Genomic DNA, 15,327 nt, shown 5'->3' with positions numbered 1-15,327 from the left:
GCTCCCACAGGGGTTTGTGGTGTGATTTAGATTGATAGCAACCCATAGAACCTGTGGTGTTGGTTGGAGTGGGGTCTTCCTTGACCCCGCTTCTGTTTAGAAGGCGTAGCTGGCTTTGAGGCCGCCGTTGAAGCCGTGGCTGTCGCCGCCGCCATTGGCGCCGACTTCTGCGCCCAGGCTGAGGGCGCCGAGGCTGGCCATGACGTTTACGCCGCCGCTGAATTGGTCGCGGTTGTCGAAGGCGGCGCGTTGTTCGATGTCCAGGCCCAGCAGGTGGCTTTGGCTCTCGACCTGGTTATCGCCCAGTGTGCGTTCGTAACCCACTTGTACGCCCGGCACCAGTTGCCATGCGCCCATCGCCACCGGCGCAAAGGCGACGTTGAGATTGGCAACGGCGCTGCGGCGGGTGGCGGTGTTGTCGTCGACGTCGAGTGAGAGTTCGCTGCCCTTCTCTTGGAAGCCGTTGAGGTCGAGGTGGCTGACTCGGAAACCGAGGCTTGGTTCGAAGGTCATGCCGTTGACCGGGGCGCGATAACCGAGGGCAACGGTGGCGCCGGTGAGGTTACCGTAGGTGTCGCCCTTGGCGGTGCCGAGGCCGCCGCCGAGGTCGCGTTTACTGTCGTAGTCGACGTAGCCGACGCTGGCGTTGGCGTCTAGGAACAGGCCTTGTTCAAGGCTGGTGAAGCCGTAGCGGGCGCCGACATTGAGGAAGGTGAAGTCGGTGTCAGCTTCGCCACCGGCGCCGCCGACCGTGCCTTTGCTGTAGCCGAAGCCGCCGCGTGCGCTGAGTTGTTCGCTGAAGCGTTGGGTGACGCCGACCATCAGGCCTTGGCTGTGTTCGTTGCTGCTCTCGGCGTGGGACGAGCCGTCGGTGCCGAGGTAGCCGGCGAGCGCGGTGGTCCAGAGGCGATATTGGCCGATCTTGAGATCAGTGCCGCTGGCGAACGGTGCGGCGGCTTGTTCGATCATCGCGTTTTGGCGCAGCAGGTAGCTGGCGGCGTCGGCGTGCACCTGGCCGCCGACCTGGGATTCAACACCGCCGAGGGTGCCGGCATCGATCGCCGATTGCAAATAGTAGTTGTAGGCGCTGTAGGTGCCGGACAGGCTGGTGTTTTGCAACTCGCGGAGCAATTCGGCGCCGGCAGCGGCGTTGCCGATCAGCCCGGCCTGACCCGGCAGGCTGTTGTATTCGACCAGTTTGCCGCGCAGGACGTAAATGGTTTCTTGCGACAGGCCGAGGCCTTGTTTGAGGTAGTTGTCCATGCTGCCGTATTGCGCGGTGACTTCGTCGAGACCTGCCTGCAAGTAGCTGGCCTGGACGCCGAGCAACGGCTCGTAAATGGCGGCCATGCTCGGCGGCAGCGCTTTGAGCGTGGCGGCGACGCGGGCGGCGGTGTAGTCGTTGGTCGCCAGGTAGTTGGCCATGATGGTCGCATCGTCGACACCGGCAATGCTCTGCAACACGGCAGCGGTCCAGCCGGTGCGATCCTTGCCGGCGGTGCAGTGGAACAGTTGCGCGGCATCGACACTGGCCAGTTCATTGAACAGCACGCCGAACTGGCCGCGCATGCCGGCGTCGCTGACAAAGGCGCGGTTGGTTTGCTCCATCATGGCGATGGCGTCGGCGGCGCTGTTGAAGGAAATGTTGGTGATATTCGAGCCAGAGGTAGTGCTGCCGATGATGTCGATGTTCTGGTAGGTCGCGCCACTGATCATTGTGTCCGGGGTGGCGGCGATTTCGCTGGGGGTGCGCAGGTCGTAGATGGCTTTGATGCCGAGGCTGTTGAGGGTCGCCAGATCGCTGGCCGTTGGTGTCAGCGCGTTAGAGCGGTAGAACACGCCGCTGCGCATCGTGCCGTCGTGGGCGGTGGTGTACGCGGTGGTGATGCCGGCGATATCACGGAAGTTGTCGATGCCTTGCAGGCGCGGCGTGTCCAGCGGCACGGACTCGGCAGCATGGGCGGCGGCGATGGACAGGCTCAGTACGGACAGCGAACACAGAAGACGTTGAAACACAGTGCAGCCTCATTGTTTAAGCGTTGGGCTGGTCACTATGGGTAGGCAAGTGATACTGAATATGACAGTTTTGGTTTGAATGGAAATGGCAGCGCGATCGGGCCGTGGGGTGCGCGATTGGTCCGTACCAGGCGCTAATCCAGGGAGCAATTTAGACCTGTCTGCTTGGATGATTGAAGATTTCGGGCGTCACCCAATACCTGTGGGAGCATGGCTTGCCCGCGAAAGCGGTAGGTCTGGCTATGAGGATGTTGGACGTGCCGACGCCATCGCTGGCAAGCCAGCTCCCACAAAGTTTTGCGGTGTATGGAATGCTCGCGCAAGGCGAGCCGGCGGTTGATCTACAGCAATATTTGCCCCACACACCGGCGGTATTCTGAATGGGCTGGGAAACAGCCGTGCTGTGCGCACGTCACAGGCCTTGAGGCCAAGGTGGCGCCATGAACAAAAAACGCATTGTCTGGGGGAGCATTCTCCTGGGCCTTCCGTGTGTCTTGCTTCCGGTCATTTTGATGGGTTACGTCGCCTGGATGTTGAATCTGGCAGCGGCTCAACAACGTCTGGAAACCCTCGCTTCCGTCGCCTCCAGTCGTGCCCATGGCACCTTCAGTGAAGCGGCCGGCGCGCTGAAATCCATCGCCGGTTCCCGGCTCGCTCCGTGCACGCCGGAAAGCATCGACGAGATGCGTCTGCTGACCATCAACACCCTCTCGGTGAAGTCTATCGGCTATGTCGAAGAAGAGATTTACGCCTGCGGGTCATGGGGCCTGGTCGGGCAGCATGCGGCGCCGTGGCGTGAAGACTTCACCACCGCGGATGGCGTGCGTGTGTCGCTCGGTGTGCAGTCGCGCATCGTTGCGGCCAAGCCGATGATGGCGCTGCAGTATGCGGCGTTCAACGTGCTGGTCGATCCCGAGCAGTTTTTGCAGGTGATGCTTGATGAGGATTTGCACCTGACGGTCGGCACTGCTGCCGGACAATTGGTCAGTGCCTCGCGACCGGGCGCGGAACACTTTCTTGCTCGCGTGCATTCCGGCCCGCATTCGGGCCTTGCCGACGGCTATCTCTACACCCTCGTGCACAGCGGCGACTGGGTCGTCATCGCCGCGCTGTCGCGCCATGAGCTGATGCAAGGCTTGATCCGCCGGGAGTTACTGCTATTGCCCATCGGTGGTTTGCTCGCCGGGGTGCTGGTGTTGCTGATCGTGCGCCGCACCCGGCAACGTCTGTCACCGCTGGCGGAACTGCAACTGGCGGTGCGCAATCGCGAGTTCGTTGTTCACTATCAACCGATTATTCGCTTGGACGACGGCGCCTGCGTTGGCGCCGAGGCACTGGTGCGCTGGCAGCATCCGGATGGCTCGCGGGTGTGCCCCGATGCGTTTATTCCGCTGGCCGAGCACAGCGGTTTGATTCTGCCGATCACCGATCAGGTCATCGACAATGTGATGCGTGACCTCGGCCCGTTGCTGGTCAAGGAGCGCAGCTTGCACGTGGCGATCAATCTGGCGGCGAAGGACGTCAGCAGCGGGCGCTTTCTGGCGAAACTGGAGGCCGCGCTGGACCGGGCCAACGTGCAGCAGCATCAAATCTGGCTGGAGGCCACCGAGCGCGGATTCGTCGAGATCGACGCCGCGCGGGCCACGGTCAACCATGCCCGTGAGCTGGGTTATCTGGCGGCCATCGATGATTTCGGCACCGGGTTTTCCAGCCTGCAGCATTTGCAGCAACTGCCGCTGGACGTGCTGAAGATCGACAAGTCGTTTGTCGACAATATCGATCAGGATGCCGCGACCGGCACCGTGACCGGCCACATCATCGAAATGGCCAAGAGCCTGCGCCTGCAGATAGTCGCCGAAGGCATCGAGACCGAAGCCCAGCGCGATTACCTGCGCGATCACGGCGTGCATTTTGGTCAGGGCTGGCTGTTTGGCAAAGCGATGCCGGCGGATGAGTTTTTGCGGTTCTATCAAAACCGGGGAAACGTGCTTGTCGACCATCCAGCGTTAGAAAGCGTGTAACTATCGACGACCTCCGGACAAGCCACCAGTCAGCTGATCAAGAATCTGCACGAGCTCAGGTCGCGTCCATTTTTCCCACGGTACGACCTCCTTGTTATCACCGGTGTGCCAATGCTCTCCAGAATCAAACGCGAGGTAGATGGAAAAAGCCGGCTCGGGCATTTCGGCATCCATGCCGAGGTTCACGATATCGCCGAACAACAGATTCATCACCTCGTCGCATGCGTGAAAGTCGCGTGCACCGCTAAGGAACTGATCGGCCATGGCAATCGCGACTTGATTCAACAGGTCGCGAGGATTCATCTGCACGGCCTGAGAAATAAGGCTCAAGTCGTGAATCGTGTCTTGCTCGAGGATTTGTAGAACGTAAGCAAGATCAGCGCGGCTCAAGGTCGGCACGGCGTGTCCTCCGGGCGTACAGTGAAGTGTGCGCGCAGCATGCAATGGATCCCCACCGTTGCCAACGTTTGCCTCACCCTTCAGTTGGTCTGGCTGACGACCTTGATGTCCGTAATCCCTACCCGCTCGGCCTGTTCGAGGATCTGCTCGGGTGTAGAGTCTGCAGTGGGCATCATCAGGCCGTTTTCAGCGTCGCCCAAGTGCAGTTCCAGCAGATGCATCGCGGCTTCGTGCTCGGACAACTGCTGTTCCTTGAGTTCAAGCAGAAAAGTCCGCGGCTCGCCGTTGAACAGATATTCGATGTGATAGGTGTACATGATGTCATCCACGTCAGTTGGAAAAGGCACTGATTATCCTGACGCAGTGGTCAGTTTTTAGTTCAAATTGAATCGCCTCTCTGGCCAATCCGGATTTCATGGCAAACTTTTTCCTTGCCGAGGCGTCCCTTTCTTAAACCCCCAACCGGCTGATTTCAGCCAAGGACAGGCGATGACCTTCTTCATTTTTCTTCTGGCCTGCGCAGCAGCGGCAACCACCGGCGTGATGTTCAAACCGGGGCCGTGGTACGAAGGACTGAACAAACCCGGTTTCACCCCGCCCAATTGGGCGTTCCCCGTGGCCTGGACGATTATCTATCTGCTGCTGGCCTGGGCCGGTTACCGCTTGAGCCTGATTCCCGGTAGCCAGACCGTGCTGGCGCTATGGGCGGCGCAGATTGCGCTGAACACGCTGTGGACGCCGGTGTTCTTCGGTGCGCATCAGGTGCTGGCGGCGATGGTGATTCTCACCGTGTTGTGGCTGGTGGTCGCGGCGATGGTGGTGCTGGCAATACAACTGGACCTGATCACTGGCTTGATCCTGTTTCCGTATCTGGCGTGGCTGTGTGTGGCGGCGGCGTTGAATTTTTCCATCCTGATCAAGAACCGCTGATGAACAATGCCAATTGGGGTACTGCAACACCGTGGCCGCAGGGCGAACGCGAGTTGGATGAGGTGCGCGCCTTCAACAGGAAGCTGGCCTGGCTGCCACGTTTCAAGATCCGCAATCGCCTGACGCCGCGTTTGATTCAGGCGCTGTTGCGCGTCAGCCAGATCGGCGGTTCCGGCGTGTTGCGCAAGTTTGGTCTGTCGGCTGAGCGCAAGCTGATTGATAACGTGCCGGTGCGGATCATTCGCCCCAAAGGCCCGGCGAAAGGCGTGGTGTTGGACTTTCACGGTGGCGGCTGGGTGATCGGCAATGCGCAGATGGACGACAACTTCAACGCGGCCATCGTCGACAGCTGCCAAGTAACCGTGGTCTCGGTGGATTATCGACTGGCCGTGTCCACGCCCATCGAAGGCTTGCTGGAGGATTGCCTCAACGCCACTCGTTGGTTGTTACAAGAGGCTGAGTTCGCCGGCCTGCCCGTCGTGGTAGTCGGTGAATCGGCGGGCGGCCATCTGGCGGCGGCGACACTGTTGGCGCTGAAACAATGGCCCGATCTGCTGCAGAGAATCAGCGGCGCACTGCTGTATTACGGCGTCTACGACCTGACCGGCACGCCCAGCGTACGCACCGCCCCCGCAGACACGTTGGTGCTGGACGGCCCGGGCATGGTCGAGGCGCTACGTCTGCTTACGCCCGAGTTGACTGACGAGCAGCGCCGCCAGCCACCGCTGTCTCCGCTGTACGGCGATTTCAGCGGCTTCCCGCCCGCGTTGCTGTTTGCCGGTGAACTCGATCCGCTGCGCGATGACACTCTCGAGATCGCCAAGCGCTGGGCGCAAGCGGCCCCGGTCGAAATGTACACGCTGCCCTCCTCGCCTCACGGGTTTATCCACTTTCCCACAGCCATCGCCGAGGGCGTGCTGGCGTACAGTCGAAAGTGGATTTTGGCGCGCGTTGAGGCTGGCGCGCTGCGAGGTTGAAAACTGGCAGCCCGGCCAGATGCTGAAACGCTGTCCCACACTGTTCCGCGTTACCGGAAGATCAAAAGCAAAAGCCCCACGGCTATCGCAATCCAACCCACAACTCTCGCGGCGCCTGCCCACTGATAATACCGGCGCTTGTCTCTCTGCTCCCTTGTAAGCATCTGAGCGGACATCAGCCGAGACCGCTCTGCCTTAACGGACTTTGAATAGCCGAATATATCTGACACATACAAAATCAGCCCCAGGCCTATCACCAACAGTGCGCAAGCGAAACTCACCACATCGATCCCTCTATCGAAACCCGCCAGATTCAAGCGATGTAAAAGAAGTACAGCGCCAAACCAAGCAACTGCATGATCAGCATGATTGAAAGAACATGATTGCAAGCCCTCCACGCCTTGCTCACCGGTTTGCTCTTGGCCACCCGGTAACGAAGGTAACTGTCGAGTGACAGCGACGCCGTGGGAATGAGCACGAACAGAAACGTCAAAAAGAAATTAAACATTTCCTTTGCCCATCGACTCCCAACAGGAAACCCGGTGTATTCGCTGCATCTTGCATTGCTCAAGGCGTCTGAGCTGTCAGCTTAGCTGACCGGCATGCACCCGGAATCCCGGGCGATACTCGGGAATCCAGCGCCCAATGGGGACAAGCCATTGACGTGCAAACCCTCAAAGCCGCCATTCAATGGCAGAATCCCCAGACCCTGATCATTTCGGAGACCACAATGCTGCGCGTGTTTGAACAACGGCTCGACCCATTTCCTCCCGACGAAGCACCGCCTCCGCCCGTCGGCCTGATGCGGTTCCTGTGGGCCTGCACGCGCGGCGCACGCGGTTATATCCTTGCGCTGGCGCTGCTCAGTGCCGGTGTGTCGATCTACGAAGCCTGGCTGTTTTCCTTTCTCGGGCAAGTCGTCGATTTGCTCTCGACGTGGCAGGCCGGTGGCGGCGTCAACGCGCAAGAAAGTCGCGTGCTCTGGGGCATCGGCATTGTGTTGTTCATCAGCATCGGCCTGGTGGCGTTGCGCACCATGGTCCAGCACCAGATTCTGGCGATCAATCTGCCGTTGCGGCTGCGCTGGGACTTTCATCGGCTGATGCTGCGGCAAAGCCTTTCGTTCTTCTCCGATGAATTTTCCGGGCGGGTCACGACCAAGGTCATGCAGACCGCATTGGCGGTGCGCGAAGTCTTGTTCACCCTGATCGAAATCGCACCGGGCATCGGCGTTTACTTCATTGCGATCATCGCCCTCGCTGGCGGTTTTGCCTTGAAACTGATGCTGCCGTTCATTGCCTGGCTCGCGTTATTCGGGCTGGCCATGGTTTATTTTGTGCCGCGCTTGGGGAAAGTCGGCCAGGAACAGGCCGATGCGCGATCATCGATGACCGGGCGGATTGCCGACGCCTACACCAACATCACCACGGTGAAACTGTTCTCGCACTCCAAGCGTGAAGCGCACTTTGCACGCGCCGCCATGGAGGATTTCAAGCTCACCGGTTTCCGCCAGATGCGTCTGGTCAGCCAGTTCGAAATCGTCAATCAGGCGCTGGTGGTCGGGCTGATTCTGGGTGCCGGCGGCTACGCGCTGTGGCTCTGGCATCTGGGTCAGGTCGGCACCGGTGCGGTGGCGGCGATTACCGCCATGGCGCTGCGCATCAACGGCATGTCGCACTGGATCATGTGGCAGATGACATCGCTGTTCGAAAACATCGGCACCGTCCAGGACGGCATGGCCACCCTCACCCGCGGCCCCAAAGTGCAGGACGCGCCGAACGCCAGCGTGCTGGTGCCGGCGGGCGGTACAGTGACGTTCGACAAGGTCAATTTCAACTACAACGGCGAACGTCAGGTCCTCGACAACTTGAGCCTGAACATCCGGCCCGGCGAAAAAATTGGCTTGGTCGGCCGCTCCGGTGCGGGCAAATCGACGCTGATCAATCTGCTGCTGCGTTTCTATGATGTCGACAGCGGCGAGATTCGCATCGACGGGCAAAACATCGCGAAGGTGAGCCAAGACAGTCTGCGTAGCGCGATCGGCATGGTCACCCAGGACACGTCGCTGCTGCACCGCTCGATTCGCGACAACATCGCCTACGGCCGCCCCGACGCCAGCGACGAAGATATCCGCCGCGCCGCCGCCAACGCGCAGGCCGACGGTTTCATCAGCCAACTCAGCGACAAGCAAGGCCACAGCGGTTACGACACTCTGGTCGGCGAACGCGGCATCAAACTCTCCGGCGGTCAGCGTCAACGCATCGCCATTGCGCGAGTGATGCTGAAGAACGCGCCGATCCTGCTGCTCGACGAAGCCACCAGTGCGCTGGACTCGGAAGTCGAAGTGGCCATTCAGGAAAGTCTTGATGAAATGATGCAGGGTAAGACCGTCATCGCTATTGCGCATCGGTTGTCGACGATTGCGGCGATGGATCGACTGATTGTCATGGATGAGGGGCGGATTATCGAGCAAGGGACGCACGCTGAATTGCTGAGCAGGAACGGCATTTATGCGCGGCTCTGGCAGCATCAGAGTGGTGGGTTTCTGGGGGAGGATCAGGGCGTCGCGGCGGCGATGGATCAGGCTTGAGGTATTCAAAAGGCTCAGGCCGGCCACCGACGCATCTCACGCTGATCAGTTCCGTGGACGCCGATACCGGAAGCCTGGTGTTTGCCCACACCGAAGTCGGGGAGCACAGAGTGCATTACACATCACGTGTCGAGTTGCTGAGCATGCTCAACAGCCTTTTGCGTCAGCGCGTGCCCATTGCTGTCGGTGGCATGCTCCCGGGACCTGCCGACGAAGTAGACATGTTAATCGCAAACGAAGTGCTTGAAGGGCCGTACATAGAACTGTCCTGGTCCGGCCCCGGGCAATGGGCCCTGCGCGAAATCGACGGCACTGCTGGGCAATGGCAATTAGTCGCTGACACTCGAAGTATGGCCAATGTGTCATTCGATCCGCAGTCGCTGAGATCCTTATGCCGGTAGTGGCTTGAATCGGCTCGTCTACATGACTGGCAAGAGGTTTTAGAAACGCAGGCGACACCACGGTTTATACTCTTCATCATCGTAGCCGCGCCCTCTGCCCTCTGCACAGCACATATATCGCGAACTCCAATCAGATGGCGTCATCGCTTTTGATGCGCCAGACACTTATAAATAATAAGCGCAATCACCAAGCCTATAACGATCGCAGCAAAATCGATGATGATCTGAGCCCACTGGAATCGAAGGTGTGTCCAGACACAAGGGCTATTCTCCCCTACCAGTAGCGCCCAGGTGATGCCCTCACTTTGTTGCCATCCACAAGCGCGAATGGTTGGCTCCCAAAAAAACTCACATATCCAAGAGATTGAGAGACCAACTAGCGTCGGAACAATGATCATCTTTGGGTATTTAACGCTGCGCTTGGAACTGTTCATCCAGACTGTCATTAAAACAGATATGACTGCACCTATCAGAGCAAAGATTGCAAAAAAATAGTAGGGAATATTCAGTTCAACAAACTTTGTTAATGCGAGCAAAAACATCAGCAAAACGGGGAGAATAAAAAAATGAACCTTCAGCATCCCCTTGAATGTCATCGAGTAAACATAGGACCATCCGAATAAGACACAACCAATAAATCCAAAAAAGTGGACAGCCTCTCTCCCGCCCACAAACCAGTTTCGTCCCTCGATTCCAAATAGCTGAAAAAAATATTGATCCTTGAACGGCGGATATCCGGTGAGCACCTGCATTAAAACAATTATGCCGAACGCAATTATTGCAACACCCAGCAGCACGATAGATGTTTTGGTTGTAGCTGGAGCTAAATCCATGGAAACCCCTAACAAATTAGCCAACAACAAATGACTTGAAATTTTATTTAACCAACGACTTCTCGCTTTACCCCGCTAAAGACAGGGTCAAACCCTCAACTCTTCCAGAATAGTCCGCTGGTAAACATCATACATAGGCGAGCTTTTCATCGGCTGCACCGCCCAATGAAAACGCATGCCTTGACCAATCATGATCGCGCTGCGGATTTCATTCATTGGCTCAAACACGTGGTTTGATTTCTGAAATTCCATTTGCCTGTTGCGCAGCGGAGCCGCGCCGTAAATGTCTCGAAATTCGTGGATCAGCATCGCCTCGAAATCGGAATAAACTTTCGAGGCGTTCCGCGCGCGAGGGAAACAATAGCCGATGAGAAACTCATACTCGCCTTGCAAATCCGCGAGTTCCATCAGCCAGTTTTTGTGCTGAGTGATACGTTGTTCAAAGTTTCCTTCGCCGATATAGACCGTGGGAGAAACGCCTAGCGGGTACTGGATGGCGAACAGACCGTTGAGCCTGATCACATAGACGCATCGTTCAAGGTCTTGCTGTTTAACCCCTCTGCGTTGCAATTCCGGCCAGACATCAGTTCCCCACGTCTGACCACAATTCCAATGCAGCCAATCCCATTCAATTTTTACATTTGCCACTTCTGACTCCTTGTCAGGGCTGCCTGGATAATCGTGCCATCGCATCGGCCAGTGTTGCGTCGGCACTTGCGGACTCACTTGCGATGCCTGCAAGAGCGGCTTGCGCGACACGCAATTCGTCGCGGCTTTGCTGAGCCTTCATGACCCGTCCAACACAATGCAGCGTGTCCTGATAACCCTGCTCGATCCAGGTGGGGATCTTGTCGACATCAAAACCGAGCAAGTCCTGAGCGCCGCTCATAAGGCCCGTAGCTCGGTTAAGGCTTTGTTGGGGACGAATTTCCAAAATGGTTGCATCCGGAAATCGTTGACGGCTCCATGGCGATCCATCACTCAAGTGAGTGACGATTACCAGATTGCATCCAGCCTCCAGCAATGGGGTGATTGGCGTATTACCCTGCATCGTCTGCCAGCCACCTTGGCCGCCGTCCGAGTAACGTTTTTCACCGTGTTTGCGGGAGGCGAACAATAGCGGGATCGCAGCAGAAGCCAGCAACACCTGTTTGCGCCGGTCTTCCTCGAGCGACTGTATATGCACGAATTCCGAATCCGGTGTATTGCTCAGCCCCAGCTCAGCCATGAATGCTGACGCCAAGTCCTGCAGACCGCCGTTGCTGCGATACAACGAGACATAGAGTGGGATCCCTGTCGCTAGCTGCTTGCTGTCGAGAAACTCATCCATCAGTTGCTTCAACGGTTGGTCGTCCAGCAAGCCTTCGTCGAGCCCATCAAGCCAGCTCGGCAACTCGAACTCAAAGGCGCCCGCTATTTTCTTCACGGCGTGAACAAGCCCGAGCACAGCCCCTGCCCCCTGAATCCGCAGGCCCGCCGCAGCCAACAGCGCCAGATATCCAGGCGCCTTCATGCTCAACGGGGAGTCATTGGCCAATCTTTCCCAGACAGCCTCAAGGCGCTCGATAGCAACATCCAGCGATGGAGAAGAAGCCAGAACGCCGCCGTTGAGAGCGCCAATGCTGGCGCCTGAAACTGCATCAATGCGGGTGCCGAGTTCGCGCAAGGCTCTGAGCACACCGACCTGATAGGCCCCTTTGGCCCCACCACCGGAAAGTACCAACCCGACTTTCAAGGGAGCAGTCATCATGAAGCCTCCAGAAACAGCTCACTGATCATGGCTTCTGTCACCCTTGGCGCTGCAATGATCCTTGGCAAATGCACAGGCAACTCTTCCGGGGTCTGCGAGGCCGCAAATGCGAAAGGTGTGAAATATGGGTCCGTCCAGTCCCCCAGATAGCGAATAGCATCTTCGCCGTCAGCAGAAACAACACTTCCAACAGGACGAGCCAGCCACCGGGCGCGAGTCGCTATACGCTCGCCCTGACTAATTCCTGCATCCTTGTTCATCTGAATGATTGCCTGATTGGCCAGACGCTCAAGCTGTTTCTGTCGTTCGGGCCCGGACACTGTCTGGCAATAGTCGCCAAACGCCCCCCACCGCAGTTCTTCAAGTGCTGCATAGCAGCGCCCGGACAGCGTGAACATATTGAACCGCCCTGCTCCCCACTTGCCGAAGACATCGTCCAGATGCAGGTGTGCCTGCTGTAACCGGTCAATCCTTGCGACATTGCGATCCAGCTCATCACAACGCTCGTCCAGACGTTGCGAAAGCGAATTAATAGCCTGGCGGCTCTCTATCGAAAAATCGACGAGGGTGGCGACATCATGTTTGAGGGCGTTGACCCGGGTGTTGACTTGAACAATCGCATGATTGCTTTTGGCCAACGACTCGCTCAAATCCTTCAACCAGTTCAACGCACCTTCCACGCCATCAGTAAGGCTTGCGTTGATCTCAGCCTGATTGCGATCACCCTGACCGGTAAAGCCGTCGAAAAGGCGAGTGAAAAACCCATCCCGCTTGGCCATGTAACGTTGGCGTTCCCGCGCGACATCAATGCCGTTGGCAAAATCCACCACGAATTTTTCGGGCAGACACGTCAGTGTCTGGCAGATATCCGAGCCGGGTGAAATCGGGGTCTGCTCACTCATGCCGCCACCTCAACGCCCGCGGAAGGGATGTCACGTTTGAGCGCATCACTGTCCTTTTGAATACCAGGCACATGGCGTTTGAAGCCTGCCAGCAGTTCACCCAGTCTTTGCTGCTGCCCTTGATCGGACTGTTTGTCGCGAATACTTTGATTCAGGTCGCTGCGGATGGACTCGACGGTGAGCCTGAGTTCATCAAAGAAGTTGTCAACACTGGCCTCCAGTGGCTTGGCGATGGTCTCGACCGTGGCACTCGCCAAACCAGCGAACACATCGGCGACAGACTTTTCGATAGAGGCCTTCACCTTATTCACGTCGATTTCAAAATATTCCTCTCTCGACGAATAGGTTTCCCACCCCCAGTCATCTGTCTCGAAGAAACTGCAAATGCCCCCCCACAACCCACCGGCTCGACGCCGCCGACGAACACTGCGCTGCTTGTTTTCGATGACCTCACCCAACACTTCACCACTGGAAGGTCGCATTGAAAGCGCTGGCATGGGTGGTAGTTTGATTGCAATGAAAAAGCCGCTGCGGTTCAAACGCTGGTTGAGTTGGCTGATAATCTCACTGGCCTGAGTTGAAATGCCTTGCTCGAACAAAACATGAAAATCTCGCAAAATGAGCTCAGTCTCTGCGACTAAACGCCTTTCATTGAGCGTGATTATCTCCCGGACTCCATTCTCGATACCCTGCGTAATCTCTTGAGCTTTTTCCCGATTGCTGAGTTTGATGACAGGCGTGTCTTCATTAAACTCATAGCCGTAAGTCGTACGTCGTCTCTCCAGCCTCCGTTGGCTACCCGCACCCGTCAGCATCGAGAGCAGTCCGGTCAGAGACTCTCTTTTGCGCTCCTGAGGTTGTTGCTCTTCGGTTTCCTTGCCCGCTTTGAATCCCTCTTGAATCTGAGCGCTGATGGCGGCACGAATTTCAGAAAAGACCTTATTCATTTTTCCATCAATAGCTTGCAAGGCGCGTTCGGCATCCTTTCGCGTCTTGGCTTCCAGACCGGTGATACGGTCGATGTCATTGCGCAAAGAATTGATCTGCTCGCTCAATTCTTCTACGCCCTTTCCCAGCGCAGCATCTCGAACAGAGAGAAAGTTGTTCAATCTGGCCGCGATGTCAGCGAGCTTGGCGGCAGCAGAAGCCACGGCAAGTGTCGCAGCGCCGGCGTGGGCTTTACGAATGATCTGATCCAGAGGAGCCGCGAACAACGAGGCATTCCAGAGTGCGTTGGCCGCTGTTTTCACGGCCTCCGGATTTGTCACCATGCTCGTCCAAAGCATGCCGAACGCTGCTTTACCGAAGTCCTCCACCCAGGCGTTCTGCTCGCCGACAATCGTCGGCAAGCAGCCATTGAGTGCCAACTCGCGTCGTGCACGGTTGGCAAGATCGCCGAATTTTGACGATACGGGGAATACCTGAGAATGCTGTAGTCGACCCTCCATCAATGAATCAGCAACAAGGCGTTTGGTCTGCGCCTCATCATCACTGTTGCGATCTTTCTCATCGAACTTGTTGACGAGCGCAAACATCCGCCCTTGAGCTACATCTGCGATTCGCTCCAGTTCCTGGCGCACATGCTGGTCAGCATCTGACTTGAGTTGAGTGAAGTCCAGAACGGCTAAAACAGCCGAGGCGTTTTTCAGTTGCTCGCCCAGCATTTTGCGAAGATGCTGCTGGCCGGCTTCATTCGGGCCGGGCGTGTCGAGCAAGGTCAAACGGCCCAAACCTTCTGGCATTGCGGCCAAATGGGAAAACTCGACTTCAATAGCGGGGATTTCGTGAATTTCGTCATAGCTATCAAATGGGAAGTCCACGCCCAACTCGAGCGCTACGCGCACTAGATCATTCAAGCTTCTGAGAAACCAAAAAATGGCCTCAGGACCCTGATAGCAGTTGTCAAACCGCTGATTCTCGTCAATTAGCCGCAGCAGGGACTGCATATCCTTGTCGTCAATCAGTTCGTAGGGCAATTGCTGCCCGGCGGGGTCACGCAGCAACTCATGCAACTCAGCTACGACACTGTTGATCGGGCCGATGTTTTCCAGACGCAAAACAGGTTCGATCTGGCCGGGGGTATGACGAATGAGCGTCGGTAGAGCGGTCATCGGACGATTTCGATTTGGCAGCACCTCAGTGCCGACAATGGCGTTAATCGTCGTCGATTTACCTGCCTTCATCGTGCCGACAACGGCCAGCACCATTTCCAGGCGCTGAAGCTTGTCTGCTTCGCCCCGGAGCATTTGCAGATCTTTCTGGATGCTGGCCTGGGTAAACGTCTGGTGCTCATGACTGTGCTCATCGACTACTACGCCGTCTGCATCCTTCATTCGTTGCAACAGATCGATTTCCACTTCAAGCAAACGCAGGGATTCTTCGCGCAGCAGTTCGATATTTTGCTCGTACATCTGATCTCCTTGAAAATTAGCGGCCCGGATTGCGGTCCTTGAATCTGCCAATGCTTTACTCACAACAGCTGTCACTGCATCAAATAACGAAGGGATC

Annotated in this window: 13 protein-coding genes; 4 read left to right on the top strand and 9 right to left on the bottom strand. The window is 57.2% G+C overall.

Annotated features, from left to right (window positions below):
* Window positions 1–96: 96 nt before the first annotated feature.
* Window positions 97–2,016 carry a tyrosine-protein phosphatase gene (locus PMI23_RS23765; RefSeq protein ID WP_007916221.1) on the bottom strand — a complete coding sequence of 640 codons (1,920 nt, stop codon included), beginning with the start codon at window positions 2,014–2,016 and terminating at the stop codon, window positions 97–99.
* A 440-nt stretch (window positions 2,017–2,456) separates the two neighbouring features.
* Here PMI23_RS23765 and PMI23_RS23755 point away from each other — a divergent pair, with 440 nt between their 5' ends.
* Window positions 2,457–4,037, top strand: coding sequence for an EAL domain-containing protein (locus PMI23_RS23755; RefSeq protein WP_007916220.1), 1,581 nt, complete (start codon window positions 2,457–2,459; stop codon window positions 4,035–4,037).
* On the opposite strand, the gene PMI23_RS23750 is transcribed toward PMI23_RS23755, so the two are convergent.
* Together PMI23_RS23750 and PMI23_RS23745 are read right to left on the bottom strand one after the other, a co-directional pair.
* Window positions 4,038–4,436, bottom strand: coding sequence for a hypothetical protein (locus tag PMI23_RS23750; RefSeq protein WP_007916218.1), 399 nt, complete (start codon window positions 4,434–4,436; stop codon window positions 4,038–4,040).
* A gap of 80 nt (window positions 4,437–4,516) precedes the next feature.
* Entirely contained in the window at window positions 4,517–4,783 is a 267-nt protein-coding gene (locus tag PMI23_RS23745) for a hypothetical protein (RefSeq protein ID WP_007916215.1), read from the bottom strand.
* A 142-nt stretch (window positions 4,784–4,925) separates the two neighbouring features.
* Between PMI23_RS23745 and tspO the strand changes: the two genes are divergently transcribed.
* Both tspO and PMI23_RS23735 read left to right on the top strand, forming a co-directional pair.
* On the top strand, window positions 4,926–5,366 hold the full coding sequence (gene tspO, locus PMI23_RS23740; RefSeq protein ID WP_007916213.1) for a tryptophan-rich sensory protein TspO: 441 nt from the start codon (window positions 4,926–4,928) through the stop codon (window positions 5,364–5,366).
* A complete protein-coding gene (locus PMI23_RS23735) occupies window positions 5,366–6,343 on the top strand; it encodes an alpha/beta hydrolase (RefSeq protein ID WP_007916208.1) in 978 nt (325 codons plus the stop codon). The genes tspO and PMI23_RS23735 overlap by 1 nt, the downstream gene beginning before the upstream one ends.
* A 313-nt stretch (window positions 6,344–6,656) precedes the next feature.
* Here the strand turns inward: PMI23_RS23735 and PMI23_RS23725 are convergent, their stop codons facing one another.
* The gene (locus tag PMI23_RS23725) at window positions 6,657–6,851 is read right to left on the bottom strand and encodes a hypothetical protein (protein ID WP_007916204.1); all 195 of its coding nucleotides are present in this window, start codon (window positions 6,849–6,851) and stop codon (window positions 6,657–6,659) included.
* Between the two features lie 222 nt (window positions 6,852–7,073).
* On the opposite strand from PMI23_RS23725, the gene PMI23_RS23720 reads away from it, so the two are divergent.
* Window positions 7,074–8,933: an ABC transporter ATP-binding protein gene (locus tag PMI23_RS23720; RefSeq protein ID WP_007916202.1), complete on the top strand. Its 1,860-nt coding sequence runs from the start codon at window positions 7,074–7,076 to the stop codon at window positions 8,931–8,933.
* Between the two features lie 541 nt (window positions 8,934–9,474).
* Here the strand turns inward: PMI23_RS23720 and PMI23_RS23710 are convergent.
* The 5 genes from PMI23_RS23710 to PMI23_RS23690 form a co-directional block, all read right to left on the bottom strand.
* A complete protein-coding gene (locus PMI23_RS23710) occupies window positions 9,475–10,167 on the bottom strand; it encodes a hypothetical protein (RefSeq protein ID WP_007916194.1) in 693 nt (230 codons plus the stop codon).
* 87 nt (window positions 10,168–10,254) lie between these two features.
* Complete coding sequence (locus PMI23_RS23705; RefSeq protein WP_007916191.1) at window positions 10,255–10,815, bottom strand: hypothetical protein; 561 nt, start codon at window positions 10,813–10,815, stop codon at window positions 10,255–10,257.
* A gap of 13 nt (window positions 10,816–10,828) precedes the next feature.
* Window positions 10,829–11,914, bottom strand: coding sequence for a patatin-like phospholipase family protein (locus tag PMI23_RS23700; protein WP_238539563.1), 1,086 nt, complete (start codon window positions 11,912–11,914; stop codon window positions 10,829–10,831).
* Complete coding sequence (locus tag PMI23_RS23695) at window positions 11,914–12,819, bottom strand: diguanylate cyclase regulator RdcB family protein (protein WP_007916187.1); 906 nt, start codon at window positions 12,817–12,819, stop codon at window positions 11,914–11,916. The genes PMI23_RS23700 and PMI23_RS23695 overlap by 1 nt, the downstream gene beginning before the upstream one ends.
* On the bottom strand, window positions 12,816–15,230 hold the full coding sequence (locus tag PMI23_RS23690; protein ID WP_007916185.1) for a dynamin family protein: 2,415 nt from the start codon (window positions 15,228–15,230) through the stop codon (window positions 12,816–12,818). The genes PMI23_RS23695 and PMI23_RS23690 overlap by 4 nt, the downstream gene beginning before the upstream one ends.
* Window positions 15,231–15,327: the final 97 nt, after the last annotated feature.

The sequence above is a fragment of the Pseudomonas sp. GM24 genome, assembly GCF_000282235.1.
Classification (GTDB): Bacteria; Pseudomonadota; Gammaproteobacteria; order Pseudomonadales; family Pseudomonadaceae; genus Aquipseudomonas.
Note: the sequence above shows the minus strand (reverse complement) of the source record. Positions and strands in the feature narration are given on the sequence as shown.